The organism is Luteibacter sp. NPDC104163, assembly GCF_055584245.1.
Genome location: NZ_JBVJMK010000017.1, coordinates 46,634 through 61,256, shown reverse-complemented (window position 1 = coordinate 61,256; position 14,623 = coordinate 46,634). Strand labels below are relative to the sequence as shown.

The 14,623-nt window shown below is 68.2% G+C and carries 15 protein-coding genes and 1 riboswitch; of the genes, 7 read left to right on the top strand and 8 right to left on the bottom strand.

What is annotated here, in order from left to right; all coding sequences use genetic code 11:
* Nucleotides 1–19: 19 nt before the first annotated feature.
* The 6 genes from ACZ6YI_RS17570 to ACZ6YI_RS17545 all read left to right on the top strand — a co-directional run bounded on the left by ACZ6YI_RS17570 (nt 20) and on the right by ACZ6YI_RS17545 (nt 5,242).
* Complete coding sequence (locus tag ACZ6YI_RS17570) at nt 20–472, top strand: hotdog fold thioesterase (protein ID WP_440329783.1); 453 nt, start codon at nt 20–22, stop codon at nt 470–472.
* The gene (locus ACZ6YI_RS17565; protein WP_465779789.1) at nt 469–1,413 is read left to right on the top strand and encodes a serine/threonine protein kinase; all 945 of its coding nucleotides are present in this window, start codon (nt 469–471) and stop codon (nt 1,411–1,413) included. The genes ACZ6YI_RS17570 and ACZ6YI_RS17565 overlap by 4 nt, the downstream gene beginning before the upstream one ends.
* 66 nt (nt 1,414–1,479) lie before the next feature.
* On the top strand, nt 1,480–1,923 hold the full coding sequence (locus ACZ6YI_RS17560) for a hypothetical protein (protein ID WP_440329780.1): 444 nt from the start codon (nt 1,480–1,482) through the stop codon (nt 1,921–1,923).
* A gap of 19 nt (nt 1,924–1,942) precedes the next feature.
* Entirely contained in the window at nt 1,943–3,112 is a 1,170-nt protein-coding gene (locus ACZ6YI_RS17555) for a class I SAM-dependent rRNA methyltransferase (RefSeq protein WP_465779788.1), read from the top strand.
* A gap of 55 nt (nt 3,113–3,167) precedes the next feature.
* A complete protein-coding gene (locus ACZ6YI_RS17550; RefSeq protein WP_465779787.1) occupies nt 3,168–4,250 on the top strand; it encodes a DNA topoisomerase IB in 1,083 nt (360 codons plus the stop codon).
* Nucleotides 4,251–4,315: 65 nt separating this feature from the next.
* Nucleotides 4,316–5,242, top strand: coding sequence for a hypothetical protein (locus ACZ6YI_RS17545; protein WP_465779786.1), 927 nt, complete (start codon nt 4,316–4,318; stop codon nt 5,240–5,242).
* A gap of 154 nt (nt 5,243–5,396) precedes the next feature.
* Here ACZ6YI_RS17545 and ACZ6YI_RS17540 read toward each other — a convergent pair whose 3' ends face one another.
* The 5 genes from ACZ6YI_RS17540 to ACZ6YI_RS17520 all read right to left on the bottom strand — a co-directional run bounded on the left by ACZ6YI_RS17540 (nt 5,397) and on the right by ACZ6YI_RS17520 (nt 12,130).
* Nucleotides 5,397–7,205, bottom strand: a complete 1,809-nt coding sequence (locus ACZ6YI_RS17540; protein ID WP_465779785.1) for an aspartyl protease family protein — start codon at nt 7,203–7,205, stop codon at nt 5,397–5,399.
* A gap of 91 nt (nt 7,206–7,296) precedes the next feature.
* Nucleotides 7,297–7,875 (bottom strand): nicotinamide riboside transporter PnuC, encoded by a 579-nt coding sequence (pnuC, locus tag ACZ6YI_RS17535; RefSeq protein WP_440326465.1) that lies wholly within the window; start codon nt 7,873–7,875, stop codon nt 7,297–7,299.
* Nucleotides 7,865–10,042 carry a TonB-dependent siderophore receptor gene (locus tag ACZ6YI_RS17530; protein WP_465779784.1) on the bottom strand — a complete coding sequence of 726 codons (2,178 nt, stop codon included), beginning with the start codon at nt 10,040–10,042 and terminating at the stop codon, nt 7,865–7,867. The genes pnuC and ACZ6YI_RS17530 overlap by 11 nt, the downstream gene beginning before the upstream one ends.
* A gap of 61 nt (nt 10,043–10,103) precedes the next feature.
* A riboswitch (TPP riboswitch) is annotated at nt 10,104–10,199 on the bottom strand.
* A gap of 17 nt (nt 10,200–10,216) precedes the next feature.
* A complete protein-coding gene (locus tag ACZ6YI_RS17525) occupies nt 10,217–11,353 on the bottom strand; it encodes a phosphotransferase enzyme family protein (RefSeq protein WP_465779783.1) in 1,137 nt (378 codons plus the stop codon).
* 39 nt (nt 11,354–11,392) lie between these two features.
* Nucleotides 11,393–12,130 carry an HvfC/BufC family peptide modification chaperone gene (locus tag ACZ6YI_RS17520; protein ID WP_465779782.1) on the bottom strand — a complete coding sequence of 246 codons (738 nt, stop codon included), beginning with the start codon at nt 12,128–12,130 and terminating at the stop codon, nt 11,393–11,395.
* A gap of 208 nt (nt 12,131–12,338) precedes the next feature.
* On the opposite strand from ACZ6YI_RS17520, the gene ACZ6YI_RS17515 reads away from it, so the two are divergent.
* Nucleotides 12,339–13,301: an MASE1 domain-containing protein gene (locus tag ACZ6YI_RS17515; RefSeq protein WP_440326473.1), complete on the top strand. Its 963-nt coding sequence runs from the start codon at nt 12,339–12,341 to the stop codon at nt 13,299–13,301.
* A gap of 51 nt (nt 13,302–13,352) precedes the next feature.
* Here ACZ6YI_RS17515 and ACZ6YI_RS17510 read toward each other — a convergent pair whose 3' ends face one another.
* The 3 genes from ACZ6YI_RS17510 to ACZ6YI_RS17500 form a co-directional block, all read right to left on the bottom strand.
* Nucleotides 13,353–13,799, bottom strand: coding sequence for a hypothetical protein (locus tag ACZ6YI_RS17510; RefSeq protein WP_465779781.1), 447 nt, complete (start codon nt 13,797–13,799; stop codon nt 13,353–13,355).
* Nucleotides 13,800–14,003: 204 nt separating this feature from the next.
* The gene (locus ACZ6YI_RS17505) at nt 14,004–14,300 is read right to left on the bottom strand and encodes a hypothetical protein (RefSeq protein ID WP_440326477.1); all 297 of its coding nucleotides are present in this window, start codon (nt 14,298–14,300) and stop codon (nt 14,004–14,006) included.
* Nucleotides 14,297–14,620 carry a hypothetical protein gene (locus tag ACZ6YI_RS17500; protein WP_440326479.1) on the bottom strand — a complete coding sequence of 108 codons (324 nt, stop codon included), beginning with the start codon at nt 14,618–14,620 and terminating at the stop codon, nt 14,297–14,299. Before ACZ6YI_RS17500 ends, ACZ6YI_RS17505 begins: the two co-directional genes overlap by 4 nt.
* Nucleotides 14,621–14,623 lie beyond the last annotated feature (3 nt).

Genomic DNA, 14,623 nt, shown 5'->3' with positions numbered 1-14,623 from the left:
CCATCGGAACGCGCCGACCATGGCTATCTGGAAGCATCCGCTCGACCTTGACCGCATCAACGGCTGGAGCCGGAACACCATGATGGAGACGCTGGATATCCGCTTCACCGCCTTCGGCGACGACTGGTTGCGCGGGACCATGCCGGTCGACCACCGCACCCAGCAGCCGTTCGGCCTGCTGCACGGCGGCGCCTCGGTGGTGCTGGCGGAGACCCTCGGCAGTTCGGCCGCGCTGCTCACGCTCGACGTGGAGAAGGAAATCGCGGTCGGCCTGGATATCAACGCCAACCACATCCGTGGCGTGCGCGGGGGCATCGTCACCGGCACGGCGAAGGCGGTGCACCTGGGCCGGACCACCCAGGTCTGGGAAATCCGCATCGAGGAAGAGACCGGCAAGCTGGTCTGCCTGTCACGACTCACGATGGCGGTCATCCCGTCGCCGGGCGGTGCCCCGGGGAACCTGCGCTCGTGAGCCATGCGGCTCCCTACGAGGCGCTATCGCCCGATGTGGTGCTGGCCGCGGTGGACGCGGTGGGTACCTGGAGTGACGGCCGCCTGCTCACGTTGAACAGCTACGAAAACCGGGTGTTCCAGGTCGGGCTCGAGGATGGCGGCTTCGTCGTCGCGAAGTTCTACCGCCCGGGGCGGTGGAGCGATGCGGCGATCGGCGAAGAGCATGCGTTCGCGCTGGAGCTCGAGGCGGCCGAGATCCCGGTCGTCGCGCCGCTCGTGCTCGAAGGGCGGACCATGCTTCGCCACGAAGGCTTCCGTTACTCGCTCTACCCACGCCGTGGCGGCCGTGCGCCGTCGCTGGAATCGGCCGACCAGCTCGAATGGCTGGGCCGCCTGCTCGGCCGCCTGCATGCCGTCGGTGCGCGCGAACCGTTCCACCACCGCGCGACGCTGGATCGCGCCAGCATGATCGACGCACCGGCGCGCGCCGCGCTCGGATCCGACCTGCTACCGGCGCACCTGTTCGATGCGTACCGCGAGGCGGTCATGCGCGTGGACGATGCCGTATCGGCCCGCTTCGAAGCGGTGGGCCCGGTGCGTCGCCTTCGACTGCACGGCGATTGCCACCCGGGAAACGTGTTGTGGACCGATGCCGGCCCGCATTTCGTCGACCTGGACGATGCGCGCATGGGCCCCGCGGTGCAGGACCTGTGGATGCTGGCCTCCGATGACAGCCTGTTCGACGCGCTACTCGAGGGCTACGAGCAGTTCCGCGACTTCGACCCGATGGAACGGGCGCTGGTGCCCGCCCTGCGCGCGATGCGCCAGGTGCACTACGCCGGCTGGATCGCCGAGCGCTGGCACGATCCGGCCTTCCCCGCCGCCTTCCCGTTCGCCGCCGAGGCGCGCTGGTGGGAACAGCACATCACCGACCTGCACGAAGCCGCCGAAGGACTCTGAACGAGCCGTTCGGCCTGATACGCGCGCGGGCCGCCATAATGCGCCGTCCGCCACCCGGGAGTTCGCATGCATTCGTTCCTCACCCGCATCATCGCCGTGTTCGAGATCGCCGGCGGCCTGTATGGCCTGGTGCACCAGGTCGGCCACCTGCTCGGCTCGCGCATGTCGGGGCTGGATGCGCTGGCCACCGTGCTCGGCGTGCTCCTGTTCGCCTTCATCCTCGTCGCCGGCGTGCTGCTGGCGAGCAACGACGGTCGCGGTACCCAGCTGTCGATCTGGGCGCAGTTCCTGCAGGCACCGCTGATCGCCACCTCGTTCTTCAGCTACGCGCTCTCGTCCGGTGCCTACGCCAACCTTTCGATGACGATCCAGCGCTCGCCCCGCCTCGGTTTCGACTGGGCCATCGCCGAGCACGGCTGGCTGTTTGCCCTGGGCGGCCCCTCGTCGCCGCACCTGGGCATCAACCTGCTGGCGCTCGCCTCCTGGCTCGTCCTGCGCTTCGGCCGCTAAGGGCCGGTATCATGCGCGTATGAATACCCCTGCATTGCCCCAGATCCAGCTCAAGTCCGATCGCGTCCCCGGCCACCCCTGGGTGTGGTCCGCCCAGATCGTCAAACCCGCCGAGCGGATCCCGCCCGGCAGCGTCGTCGACGTGGTCGACGCGAAAGGCCGCTTCGTCGGCCGCGGCTTCTGGAACGGCCACGCGCGCGTAGCCCTGCGCCTGCTCACCACCGCGCCGGACGAGGCGATCGATAACGCCTGGATCGCTGCCCGCCTCGAGCGCGCCGTCGGCCTGCGCCGTGAGCTGCTGAAGCTGGACGAGGTGAGCGACGCGTGGCGCGTGGTACACAGCGAGGGCGATGGCCTCTCGGGTCTCGTCGTGGACCGCTACGCGAACCACCTGGTGGTGGAGTATTTCGCGGCCGGCATGTGGCGCTTCCGCGACACGATCCATGCGGAGCTGCAGAAGCACTTCCCGGGTGCGTCGCTGTACTGGTTCGCCGAGCAGCACGTGCAGCGCCAGGAATCGTTCGACGTGCGCTCGAACGAGGCACCCGCCGCGGTCGATGTCCACGAGCACGGCCTCGCCTTCCACGCCGCACCCGGCCTGGGCCACAAGACCGGCTTCTTCGCCGACCAGCGCGATAACCGCGCCCGTTTCGCCCGGCTCGCGCGCGGCCGCCGCGTGCTGGACCTGTGCTGCAATGCCGGCGGTTTCGCCGTGCATGCGATGAAGGCGGGAGCACTGGAAGCCACGGGTGTCGACGCGGACGCCGCGATCCTGGACGTCGCCCGAGAGAACGCCCGCATGAACGGTGTCGAGGCGACGTTCGAACAGGGCGACGTCTTCGAGTGGCTGCGTGCGGCGATCGCCCGCGGTGAGACCTGGGATGCGGTCGTGCTCGATCCGCCCAAGCTCACCCGTGACCGCAACCAGGTCGTCAATGCGCTGAAGAAATACTTCGCCATGAACCGCACCGCGCTCGACGTGCTCGCGCCCGGCGGCATCCTGCTCACCTGCTCGTGCACCGGCCTGGTGGGCGAGGACGATTTCCTCGAGATGATCCGTCGCGTGGCGCTGAATGCCGGGCGCGACATCCAGGTGCTGCACGTGGATGGTGCCGGCGCCGATCATCCGGTCGCCAGCAACGTCCCCGAGAACCGTTATCTCAAGGCCGTGTTCTGCCGGGTCGGCTGATACCTGACGAGGCGTTCACCGCGCCTTGATCGCGGGCCGGCACACACTGCCGGCCATGTCCCGGAACCCTCCTGCCAACGCCCTCGTGGTGGCCAGTGACGAGCGGGCCCACGCGAAGGCGGCGGGCCTCGTCTATGTATGCGATGCCACCGACGGCCTGACCCGTTGCAAGCGCGGCAAGCAGTTCCACTACTTCGGCATCGATGGCAAGCGCGTCACGGACGAGGAGACGCTGCAGCGGATCCGTTCCCTGGCGATCCCGCCGGCGTACACCCAGGTGTGGATCTGCGCCAACCCGCGTGGCCACCTGCAGGCCACCGGCCGCGACGCCCAGGCTCGCAAGCAGTACCGCTACCACCCGCGCTGGCGCAGCCAGCGCGACCAGGGCAAGTTCACCCGGATCGTGGCGTTTGGCGAAGCGCTGCCCGCCCTGCGCCGGCGACTGCGCAAGGACCTCGCCCTGCCCGGCCTGCCGCGTGAAAAGGTGCTGGCGCTGGTGGTGAGCCTGCTCGAGGAAACCATGATCCGGGTCGGCAACGATGCCTACGCCCGGCAGAACCACTCGTTCGGGCTGACGACGCTGCGCTCCCGGCACATCGCCGTGCGACGTGATCGCATCGAATTCCACTTCCGCGGCAAGAGCGGCCAGGCGCACGACATCGTGCTGGATGATCGCAAGCTGGTGAAGGCGGTGCGTCGCGTGCAGGAGCTGCCAGGGCAGCGCCTGTTCCAGTACGTGGACGACGAGGGACAGCGCCAGCCGGTCGATTCCGGCATGGTCAACGATTACCTGCGCGAGGTCACCGGTGGCGAATTCACCGCCAAGGATTTCCGCACCTGGGGCGGCACGGTGCATGCCGTCGCGGTGCTGGCAGCGACCGCTTTCCCGGACGAGGGAGGTGAGCGCGCCGTGAAAGCCACGCTCGCGCAGGCGGTAAAGGATGTCGCGGCCGTGCTCGGCAACACGCCGGCGGTGTGCCGTGCCTCGTACATCCACCCGGAGGTTTTCAGGGGCTGGATGGACGGCGAGTTGCAGCGCCGGGTGCCTGAGGTATCCCTGCACCACCCGCGGAAACTGGAAACGCTTACCCTTGCTTTCCTCCGCCGGCGCCTGCGCGCAACGAAGCGCTCCCCATGACGCAAATGGACGGCTATAGTGCGCGCACGGGGTTCGCGTTTGATCTTGCAGGGGTTGTGTTGACGATGTGGCGGTGGCGTGTGATTCCCGTACTGGCCCTTGGGCTGGCCAGTGGCCCCGTGGGCGCGCAGGCCGTGCCCGCCGCGCCCCCGCTTGCGCCTGTCGATGCGCAGACCCACCGCGGCGTGGTCGACGATACCTGGATCATCGCACCGCGCCGGCTCGCCGATGCCACGCTCGATGCCGTGAAGAACTACGCGGATGAAGGCGATATCGCGGCCGGTGTTTCCCTGCGTTACGGGATCGACAACGCCGAATGGATCATCGCGGACGTGTTCATCTACCCCGCCGGCCAGGGCGATGAGCCGAAGATGCTCGCCCAGGCCGTGCAGGACTTCCGCGAGTCGGTGGCCTTCGCCGAACGCCAGGAGATCTACCGGAACGTCTGGTGGGGCGACGAGTCGGCCTACACGGCGAAGCTATCCGGCGGCCGCAAGCAGGAGGGCCGCTTCCTGCCCATCGTGTTCGATGCCCAGCGTGACATGCTCACCTCGCGCACCTACCTGTTCTACCGGAAGATGTACTTCGTGAAGGTGCGCCTGAGCACGACCGTCGAGGCGGTGGATTCGCTCACCGAGAACGCCGACAAGTTCATCGCCAGCCTGCTCGATGGCATCGACATCGTCAGCGTCGGCACCTGCGGCCGCAAGCTGGACATCGTCGCGCTGGATGGCAGCCAGGCCATGCCGGCGGGCATGAGCGACGGGGTGAGCGCGGATGGCTACCGCGTGGCGCTGAAGGTGACGAAAGCCGGCACGCCCGTGTATGGGGCGCAAAGCGCAAAGACCCTGGCGCTGGCACTGAAGCGGCAGGTCGCCACCGGCTGCACGTCACTGCAGTACAACCCGCCACTGGAAGACGATAACCGCACGGTGCTGCACCTGCAGTTCGGGCCCGACGACTGGGGCGCGACCTCGCGGCCGACGAACTGAAGCGGCCGGGACGCGTCCCACGCCCCGGCCGCTGCCGGGCAGGATCCGGATGCACACCCCTATCCGTGGGTGGCATGCCAGGCTGCGACGACCCGCACATGATGCAGGTTGCCCACGTACCTGGATATGGAAGGATTCTGAAAAATGCCGCGAATTAACGCGGCACGAAATCGTCGAGCGTCATCGTCACCTTCCTTCCGTTCACCATGCCGAGTACCACGCAATCGCCCTCCTTCGCGCGATCGAACCGGTCACGCAGCCCCCAGTTGCCGAGCTTCGCCGCAGGTATGCCATCGACGCTGGTGATCGCATCGCCGGCGCGGATACCGGCCTTCCATGCCGGCCCGCCGGTGATGACGCCGGACACCGTGAACCGATCGACCGCATCCTCCTTGCGGCCTGCGCGCATGCCGGGATCGGTGTTCTGTACCGAAGGGCTGCCAGCGCGCGGCGCGAGATACAGCATGCCGCGCCGGTAGTCGATGCCAACAAGGAAACGCGAGAGCACGTCCTGCCCCACGTTGCCGGCCTCGGATACGTTCGCCGTGGCGCCCGCATCGGACGGCGTGAGTTGCGCGAGATGCCCGGGAATGGAGACCGCGCCGAGTTCGAAGCCGCGGGCATGCGCGATGCGCGAAACAAACGGGCCGCCGACGCCGCCCCCGCCTGCCAGCGCGTAACCCTTGCGGTAACGCTCGGCAAGGCCGTTGCGTTCGACCCATTGCGGGAAGATCAGCAGGTAGCCGCTGTTCCCGCTGTCGATGCCGAAGATCCCGGGATTTCCATCCAGCGTGCCTTCCACCAGCGGCATGTCGAAGGTGAAACGCAGCGGCAACGCCTGCCCTGCCCCCGGCGCGGGCGTGGCGAGATCGAAGGGCGCCAGCGAGAGCTGGCCGTGGTCGTAGTCGAAGGTCACCGCGAACCGCTCGAAGACTTCGAGGCCGAGGATGCCCGCCACCGGCTCGCGATCGCCGCGATCCGAAAAGCCGAAGCCGAACGGCATGACGAGGAAGGTCTGGTCGCGGATATCCGCTTCGCCCATGGCGAGGCTCTTCACCCGCGCGTACGCGATGGACATGGAGCCCGGACCCGAACCCGTGCTCACGCCCTTGCCCTGGCCCTTGATGCCGAGCAGCGCGGCGGTCTTTTCGGTGAGGATCGCGTGGCCACCGGTGTCGAGGATGAAGGGCAACGGCTTCGATCCATTGACCGAGGCCATGACCAGCAGAGCGCCGCCTTCCAGGATCATGGGTACGTGCGCCACCGCCGCTCCGCCGCGCATCGTGACATCGCCAGGCAACGCCGGCGGGCGCGCGATCGCTTTGGCCAGGCCGGAAGCCGACGGCACGTCGTAGCGATCCACGCGGACGGTCTCCCGGCTGTCTTCGGTACCGCTATCCGTCTTCGCCACGCTTTCCACGCGGTAGGGCAATGCCACGCCGCGTGTGTCGCGGTAATCCGCATAGTCGCGCGTCACGGTGAGGAAGGACGCACGGAAGCTGGCACGGACGAGGTGGCCGCTGGTCTGGTCGAACCACAACGTGACCTCACGTCCCCCGGGTGGCGTCGCCACGGTACGGCGCAGGTCGAGGCCGCGTTCGCGCGTGATCACCGAAGGCCCCATCGCCGCGCTGTCGGTGTCGAGCCAGCCGAAGCGCAACAACCAGGCCTCGGTGCTGGCGATCGCGCGGCCCTCGGCCGAATCGAAGGGGTGCACGCCACCGGAGACATCGCGATGCCAGCGTCCGCCGGTATCGGCGCCATCGGCATAGGAGCGCGCGGGATGCGTCACATCGATCCGCCAGGCCCCGCTCGCCGTATCGACCGCCTGGTGCCAGGTGCTATCCAGCCCTTCACCCGAGAGCGTGCCACTCGCCTCGAACGACGGCACCGCCGGGGGTGGGCTGGCGCAGGCCAGCGACGACAGGCCGGCGAGGGCCAGGAACAGCAGGATCCGATGCATGGCGAAGGCTCCGGCGAGGTGTCTGGCGGATTCTACGTGGCCCGCCCGCCAAGCCTATACGCCATAAGACCGGGGGCCGGTGCGAACGCCCTTATGCCGGGCTCACCGCACGCTCGCGGTTCCAGGCGCGCCAGCCCATGGCGGCCAGCACCACGAAGCCTGCGTAGAGCACGGCCGTGATGGGCAGCGACTTGTAGACGTACTCGCCGACATAGATCACATCGACCGCGATCCATAGCCACCACGCCGCGGCGTGCCGGCGTGCCTGCCACCACTGGGCGACGAGGCTGAAGGCGGTGAGCGACGCATCGAGCCAGGGCAGCGACGCGTCGGTCCAACGGTGCATCGCGTAACCGAGGGCGAGCGCCGCCGCCGTGCCCACCGCCAGGTGCAGCGTGGCGCTGCGCGAGTCGAGCGAGGCCACGCGGACATGCCCGGTTTCATCGAGATTGCGCATCCAGCGGTGCCAGCCATAGACGATGAGCAGCGCGAAGATCACCTGCAGCAGCGTGTCGGAATAGAGCTTTGCATCGACGAAGATCCACGCATACGCGATGACCGACACGAGGCCCACGGGCCAGCTCCACGGGCTGCGCCGCGCGGTCAGCCAGACGCCGGCCGCGCTGACCAGCGCGGCGGCGAGCTCGAACAGCGAAAGTTCAAAGTTCATAGGTCATCGACAGGCGGGCGAGCCGCGGCATGCCGGGGAAGAGGTAGCTATCGCCACCGGACGACCCCGTGTCGCGCCAGTAGAAGCGGTTGAACACATTATCCACGCTCAGCCGCCACGTCATCGCATGGCCGCTGAGCGAGGTGGCGAAGCGAAGGCCGGCGTCGACCACGTGGTATGCCGGCACGCGCGTAGCGCCATCGGGCGTGGCGACATTGCTGCTGGCATAGCGCCAGCCGCCGAGCACGGCGAGCCCGGGCGCGAACGGCAGGCTGTAGTCGGCGTAGAGCGCCGTGCGGTAGCGCGGAACGTTCACCACCTGGTGATCTTCATACGATGCCGTGCCGGTGTTTTCCGCGCGCGCGCGGATCACGTTGGCGCTGGCGGTAAGGCGCAGGTTGTCGGTCACCCTGCCCGCCATGCTCAGCTCGACACCGCTGTGCACTTCCTTCCCGCGCTGGACGAAGGTGAAGCCCTCCGCGCTGCCATCCGGCTGGGAGAACTGGTATGGCTGGCGGATCCGGTACACCGCGGCCTGGAGATCCAGCGCATCGTTGACAGCGTACTTCGCACCGACTTCGATCTGCCGCGAATGCAGCGGCGGCAGGTTCGTGCCCCCATTAGCGGTCCAGTACGGTGCCTCGCGGCCCAGCGAGATCCCCTCGCCATAGCTGACATAGGTGGTCAGTGCGGCGACAGGCTGCCAGAGCACCGCCGCCTGCGGCAGCGTCTTCGTCATGCGGGTGTCGCGTTCGAGCACGCCGGCATCGTCGTAGGCGCGCTCGTTCAACTTCACGAGGCGCGCGCCAGCGAGCACCTGCCAGGTGTCGGAAAGATGCACGCGGTCGATCGCGAACAGCGTGCGCTGCCAGCTCGTCAGGCGACGCTCCGAAGGGCCGGGCTGGTTCGGTGACGCGGGGAACACCGGAACGACCGTGTCGTAGATGTTCGCCGTGCCGACGTAGTCGTACACATCCGCACGTTGGTCGACCGTGCGGCGGAACGTCGATGCGCCGACGTTGAGCTCGTGATCGACGGTGCCGGTCGCGAACGTACCCGTCAGCGACGCACGCAGTTCATCGTTCTGGCGCGTATCGTCCGGGCTGCGATAGTCGTAGACATCGTAGTCGCCGTTGGGCGCGAAGTAATTGCCCGGCGTAGCACCGCTCGCACACGACTCGGCATAGAAGCAGCCATAAGCAAAGGCCACGTTGTCGTCGATCACCGTATGGCTATGGCCCGCCGACACCTGCGCGTTCCACTGGTCGCTGAAACGGTAATTGAAACGCAGTGACGTGTTGCTCGAATGGATGCCGACCGGGCGCTGCCATGGCTGGTAACCCAGCAGGCGCGTACGGCTCGGGTGATCCGGGATCACGGCGCCACCAAGCATCTGGTAGCCGGAGACGGAACGGCCGCCGCTCGTCTGGTAGTCCGTATCCAGCAGCAGGGTCGCCGCATCGCTGATCTTCCAGTCTGCCGCGATCGACACGAAGCTGCGCCGTGCATCGGTATGCTCGACCACCGCATGCGTGCGCTCGTTCGCCGCGTTGATGCGCATGCCGAACGACGAGGTGAACCACGTACCGAGATCGAGGGCTACGTAAGCGGAGCCGTGCGAATCGGTGCCGACGGTGACGGTGTGCACATCGGCGGGACGCTTGCTCACGTAGTTCACGAGGCCACCCGGCTCGACGACGCCTGCTTCCAGGCCGCCGAGTCCCTTCAGCACTTCCACCCGCTCCTTACCCTCCAGCGCCAGCAGCTGCTCGGCCGACATGATCATGCCGTTGAAGCGGAAGCCCGTGGCCAGGTCCAGCGGAAAGCCGCGGATCGACACATCCTGGTAGTAGCCCGCCGGCGCGTAGTTGTCGTTGATCGCCGCATCGCTGCGCACGAGCTCGCTCAGCGAACGCGGCTGGCGGTCGTCGATCTGCGCGCGGGTGATCACGGTGATGGCCGCCGGCGTGTCGTGCAGCGGCGCGCTGCCGAAGCTGCCAAAGGTGTCCAGCTGCGAATCCGCCGCGCGGTAGCCATCGGACGTGGTCGCGCGCACATCGATGGAGGGCAGCGTACGCGCCTGCTGGGGCGCATCGTCGTCGGCGGCGTGGACAGCAGTGGCCAGCGAAAGCAGGGCCAGGGCGAGCGGGGTACGGTTCGGGATCATGGTCGTCTTCGTGGGAAACAAACGAAGCGACGGCCGGCCACGCACCGCCTCCGAGGCTGGTACCGTGGCTCTGCAAGCTCCCTACGCCGGTACTAACCGGGTCAGGTTCCAAGGGACTCTCTCAGCCTGGCAACGCCAGGCACCCCCGCTTCAAGACGCCTATTGAACCACGAATCAGCCGCCGGCGTGGCGGAGGGTCTCCAGCAGGCGGCTCCCGGGGGCCGTCCCGAACCATGCCGCATGGCCGTGCAGGAAGGTGTGCCAGGCCACGTCGGCGTGATCGCGCCGCCGCGTGATGCCCTCGAAGTACTCCACTTCCGACAGGGCGAAGTCGACGTGGACGATCGGCAACAGGGCGGCGAGTACGTCGAGGTCGCCAGCATCGAGAGGACGTACGGCGCGATAACCATCGAGCAGGGCCAGCGCAAGCTCGGCATGGGCAATCTCGCCCCGGGCGATATCGAGCCAGGCGATGGCGTTCCGCTCGATGGCCGTTGCGATGTCGAACAGGGCGAAGGTCGCTGCGCTGAGTCCGAGGTCGAGCACATCGGTGATCGTGGCGGCGTCGCCGGCATCGCTCCAGCAAAGATTGGATACGTGCCAGTCGCCATGCGTCCAGAGACGCGGCTGGCGGGCGATGCCGGCGTGGGCGGCGGCATGCCAGGGTGCCAGCGTGGCCTGGAGCTCGCCGCGCCAGTCACGGTCCGCGAGGTAACCCGCGAGTGCCGGGCGCATTGCCAGCTGGGCTTCGAGCGTCGCGACGGGATCGTCCGCGCCGAGCACCTCAGCTCGCGCCACGAGGATGTGCGTCGCCCGCTGCGGTGCCACGTAACCTTCCGCCGCGCGATGCAGGCGCGCGAGCATCTCGCCGGCCGCGCGAGCGTGCTGCCATCCGCCCACCGGCGACCAGGAGAACGCGTCACGGTAGATATCCGTGCCGCGTGAACGTTCGTGCACCTCGTAGACCCAATCATCCATGACGATCGCGGTCTCGCCGCTGTCGTCCGGATAAAGCGCCGGGAGGGGGATGCCGCCCGCGCGCAGGTGCGCGGCGAACCGGTGCTCCTCGGAAAGCGTGGCCGCGCTGCGCACGCTCACGTGGTGGCGCTTCACGAACACCGTGCCCATCGTGGTATCCACCAGCGCCGCCGCCGAGAGCGGCCGCGGGGAGCGCCAGCGGATGCGGCGAGCGGCCCCTGCCGAGGGAATCCGGGCGAGCAGGCGCGCGGTTTCGTCGTCGGTCAGTGCCGGCCAGTCGGGCGGCAGTTCATCGCCAGCCAGGCCGTGGGTGAGGTGGGCGTCATCGATCATCCCGCCAGTGTAATCGCGGGGCCGCGCCCCACCCCGGGGTCAGTCCCCGATGAGGGCATCGACGATGCCGTCTTCGACCCAGCTCCGCAGCAACGCGCCCGCCTGTCGGGCGGCCGTATCCGGCTCGTGCAGCCGCGTCAGGGCCTCGCACAGCTCCCCGAACGAGGCGCCGGCCAGGGCCAGGTCGAGGCAGGCGCATTCCGGCGCCAGCATGCTGGTGAAGCGCGGCGAGCAGTCGCGGCGCCATACGCGCACCCCGGCATCCACATCGAAGATCTCGGCCGCCGGCGGCATGGTCTCGCTCGCCAGGGCATGCCAGATGGCCGCGGCATTGCTCCGCGTCCAGCGAAAGCGCAGGGTCGGTACGAAGCGCATTTCCACGGCTTCCCAGTCGGCCGAGACCAGTCCGTCCAGGCCGATCGGCCGCGCGTCCGGGCCCGAGAGGGTCCGGCGCAGGTGCCAGTCCAGCCAGGCCAGCTCCGCGATCTCCGGATCCGCGGGGTAGTGCGCGTCGAGCCAGGCGATGTAGCTCTCACCATAGGCGTCGAGGGTCCAGGAGGCGGGCGGGGTCGCGGCGACGTACTCCTCGGCCAGCTCATCGAACACGCCGTCGCCCAGCCACAGGCGGGTCTTCGCGTAGGTATCCCGGAGGGACGCCACCAGCTGGTCGCGGAACCGGTTGGTGTACACGGCCATGCCGCGCCCATCGAGGCCCTCCACGGCCGGCCCACCACGGAGCGTCGAAGCGAAACGGGTCTGCAGGTCGCGAAGGTTCATGGCTGGACGGTAGCACCAGCGATGTGCAGAAACTGCGTGGCTGACCACGCGGCACCGATCCGAATGCTATTTCGGCAAATGTTGCCCGGGGCTCTGTATTCCGCCCCGGGCCTGCCGCTATATCATCCAACTGCAAAGCGTCAGTCGTAACGGGATCGTTCCCGTCGGCAACGGGCTGAAGGCCGCGATCGCGGCATTGAGGGTGGCGGTGGGCACTTCAAACAAGGATCCGTTGGCCTGGGGCCGCTATCTGGCGGTCGCGGGCGCGTATGCCGCGTGCTATGAGCTCACCCGCAACATCTCGTTTTCGCACTGGATGTTGCCCGCCGGCCTGCGCCTGGCCTGCCTGCTCCTCGTCCCGCGCCGGTTCTGGCCGGCCCTGGCCGTCGGCGAAGCCCTGCCCATCGCGGAAATGGCGGCACTCCACGCCACCAGCTTCGGCTTCCTCTGGGCGGGCATGGCCTCGATTCCGCCGATCCTGGCCTGCATGCCGGCCATGGCCTGGCTGCGCAGCCGGTTCACGTTGCTGCGCCCCGATGGCCACGTGAACATGGGGCTGATCCTGGCCGCCACCCTGGTCTGCGCCGTGATCACCATGGGGGCGAATGCCCTGGTGCTTTCCACCGTCAGCATGGGTGACGGCAGTCCTGCGCCCGCGATCACCCTGCCGATCCTGCTGGCCTGGTTGCTGGGTTGCTACCTGGGCGCCCTGACCCTGACCCCGCTCATCCTTGCCATCCGCGAACGCGTGGCCACGCTGCCCGGCGGCGTCGTGACCTGGCGAGCCGTGCGTGAAAGCCCCCTCCTGCGCGATGCCCTGCTCTTCGTGGTGCCCTGCCTGGCCCTGCTGTTGCTGGTGTCCGGCGGTGCGAGCGACGATGACGGGCTGCTCACCTGCGTCCGGTTCGGGATGGTCGTGCCCGTTATCCTGATGACCCTCCGGCATGGTTGGCATGGCGCCGCCGTGGGCGGCATGCTCGCCAGCGTGGCCCAGGCCAGCACCTCGTTCCACCTCCAGGATCCGTCGATGATCCGCGCCCAGGCGGTTCTGGCGTTCGTGGCCTCGACGGCGCTCATCTTCGGCGTGAAGATCGCCCAGCGGATCGCTGCGGCACGGGCGGCGACGCATCCCGGCATCGCCCCCGCGCCTTCACCGTCGCCCCGTCACTGACGGGGCGTGACGCCGCGGGGCATCCTGCCCGGCGGCGTCACCGCGCAGCGCTTACGGCCCGCGCGACGAGCACTCCACCGGGTTCTTGCATTCCACCGCCACGGCCATCACGCGCATGGTTCCGTTCGACTGTGGCGCCACGGCGATCTGGTTCGCGCCGTCCGAGTAGACCGTCTGGCTGGCCGTGCTCGCCGGCGCGGCCTGCGGCTCATCCGAGGTCGCTACGTTGTTGGCGTCGCTACCCACCGGCGTACCGAAGCGCCCGGTCGGTGTAAGCATGACGGCCGCGCGGACCGTGCCATTCGCGTCATTGACCTGCACGTACTTGATGGCGCCGCGCTGGAATACGTAGACGTGGTAGTTCGGGCTGCTGCTGACGTCGGTAGCGTTAGGCCACTGTTGGCCAAGTCCCGACGTGGCGGTCTGCGCCTGGGCGACGCCGAAGCCAAGGGTGAGGAACGAGATCGAAACTGCGAGCGCACGGAGCGAAAAAGACATGACGGAATCCCCATTCATGGTATCCGGGCCGCCGCACCACGCGGCGGTTACCGGCAGATCGACGTTGGGGGGCGCCCACGGGCGCTGGCCCCATGGTCGATGCTCCTGACTTTCCCCCAACAGCTGGAGAATAGCGGCCCGGTATGCCGATTCCGCGCACTGGTGGGGGCGCCGGTGTTCAGGCGCCCCCACCGGCACCGACCGTCACGGGCACGCCGGCTCGCTCGCCGCAAGGTGCAGGCGCATCGCCCAGCGGACCATCAGGGCTGCCAGGCCGACATCGACAAGCACCTCGCTAGGCCACACATCGCCGTAGAAGAAGCCATCGACGCTGGTCAGCATCCCGTAGATGCCGATGGCGTTGACGCAGGCACCCGCAGCCACCAGGGCGCATGCCACGCGTGCGATGCGAGACAGCAGGCGATCGGTCAGCAACCAGCCGGCCGTGAGCATCACCGTCGTGCAGGCGAGGAAATCGATGCCAAGCAAACCCGCGGTCATTTGCCACCTCCGGTGACCCGGCCGATAAGGCGATCGGCCATGCCCTCGCCATGGCGATCGAGCACGTGCTGCGCGATCGATGTGAGCTTGAGCCCAAAGCACCCGACCAGGAACGACACCCCGGCCTGGATTTCCACGCCCGCATCCGGAAGGAAGTGACGATGGAACGCGGGTGCCAGGAACACGGCGATGAGCGTGCCGCACACGACCTGCATGACGGCACGCCCACGCGACGCGACGCTCGTCATGGCGACAGGGAGGACGGCACCGCCGACGGCGGCGAGGAGTAACCAGAAGCGATTCAGCAGAAGGGTATCCATGCC

Bases quoted from the DNA above. Each gene is read 5' to 3' on its own strand.
- ACZ6YI_RS17570 (WP_440329783.1), top strand. From the start codon at position 20: ATGGCTATCTGGAAGCATCCGCTCGACCTTGACCGCATCAACGGCTGG.
- ACZ6YI_RS17560 (WP_440329780.1), top strand. From the start codon at position 1,480: ATGCATTCGTTCCTCACCCGCATCATCGCCGTGTTCGAGATCGCCGGC.
- ACZ6YI_RS17555 (WP_465779788.1), top strand. From the start codon at position 1,943: ATGAATACCCCTGCATTGCCCCAGATCCAGCTCAAGTCCGATCGCGTC.
- ACZ6YI_RS17550 (WP_465779787.1), top strand. From the start codon at position 3,168: ATGTCCCGGAACCCTCCTGCCAACGCCCTCGTGGTGGCCAGTGACGAG.
- ACZ6YI_RS17545 (WP_465779786.1), top strand. From the start codon at position 4,316: ATGTGGCGGTGGCGTGTGATTCCCGTACTGGCCCTTGGGCTGGCCAGT.
- ACZ6YI_RS17540 (WP_465779785.1), bottom strand. From the start codon at position 7,205: ATGCATCGGATCCTGCTGTTCCTGGCCCTCGCCGGCCTGTCGTCGCTG.
- pnuC (WP_440326465.1), bottom strand. From the start codon at position 7,875: ATGAACTTTGAACTTTCGCTGTTCGAGCTCGCCGCCGCGCTGGTCAGC.
- ACZ6YI_RS17530 (WP_465779784.1), bottom strand. From the start codon at position 10,042: ATGATCCCGAACCGTACCCCGCTCGCCCTGGCCCTGCTTTCGCTGGCC.
- ACZ6YI_RS17525 (WP_465779783.1), bottom strand. From the start codon at position 11,353: ATGATCGATGACGCCCACCTCACCCACGGCCTGGCTGGCGATGAACTG.
- ACZ6YI_RS17520 (WP_465779782.1), bottom strand. From the start codon at position 12,130: ATGAACCTTCGCGACCTGCAGACCCGTTTCGCTTCGACGCTCCGTGGT.
- ACZ6YI_RS17510 (WP_465779781.1), bottom strand. From the start codon at position 13,799: ATGTCTTTTTCGCTCCGTGCGCTCGCAGTTTCGATCTCGTTCCTCACC.
- ACZ6YI_RS17505 (WP_440326477.1), bottom strand. From the start codon at position 14,300: ATGACCGCGGGTTTGCTTGGCATCGATTTCCTCGCCTGCACGACGGTG.
- ACZ6YI_RS17500 (WP_440326479.1), bottom strand. From the start codon at position 14,620: ATGGATACCCTTCTGCTGAATCGCTTCTGGTTACTCCTCGCCGCCGTC.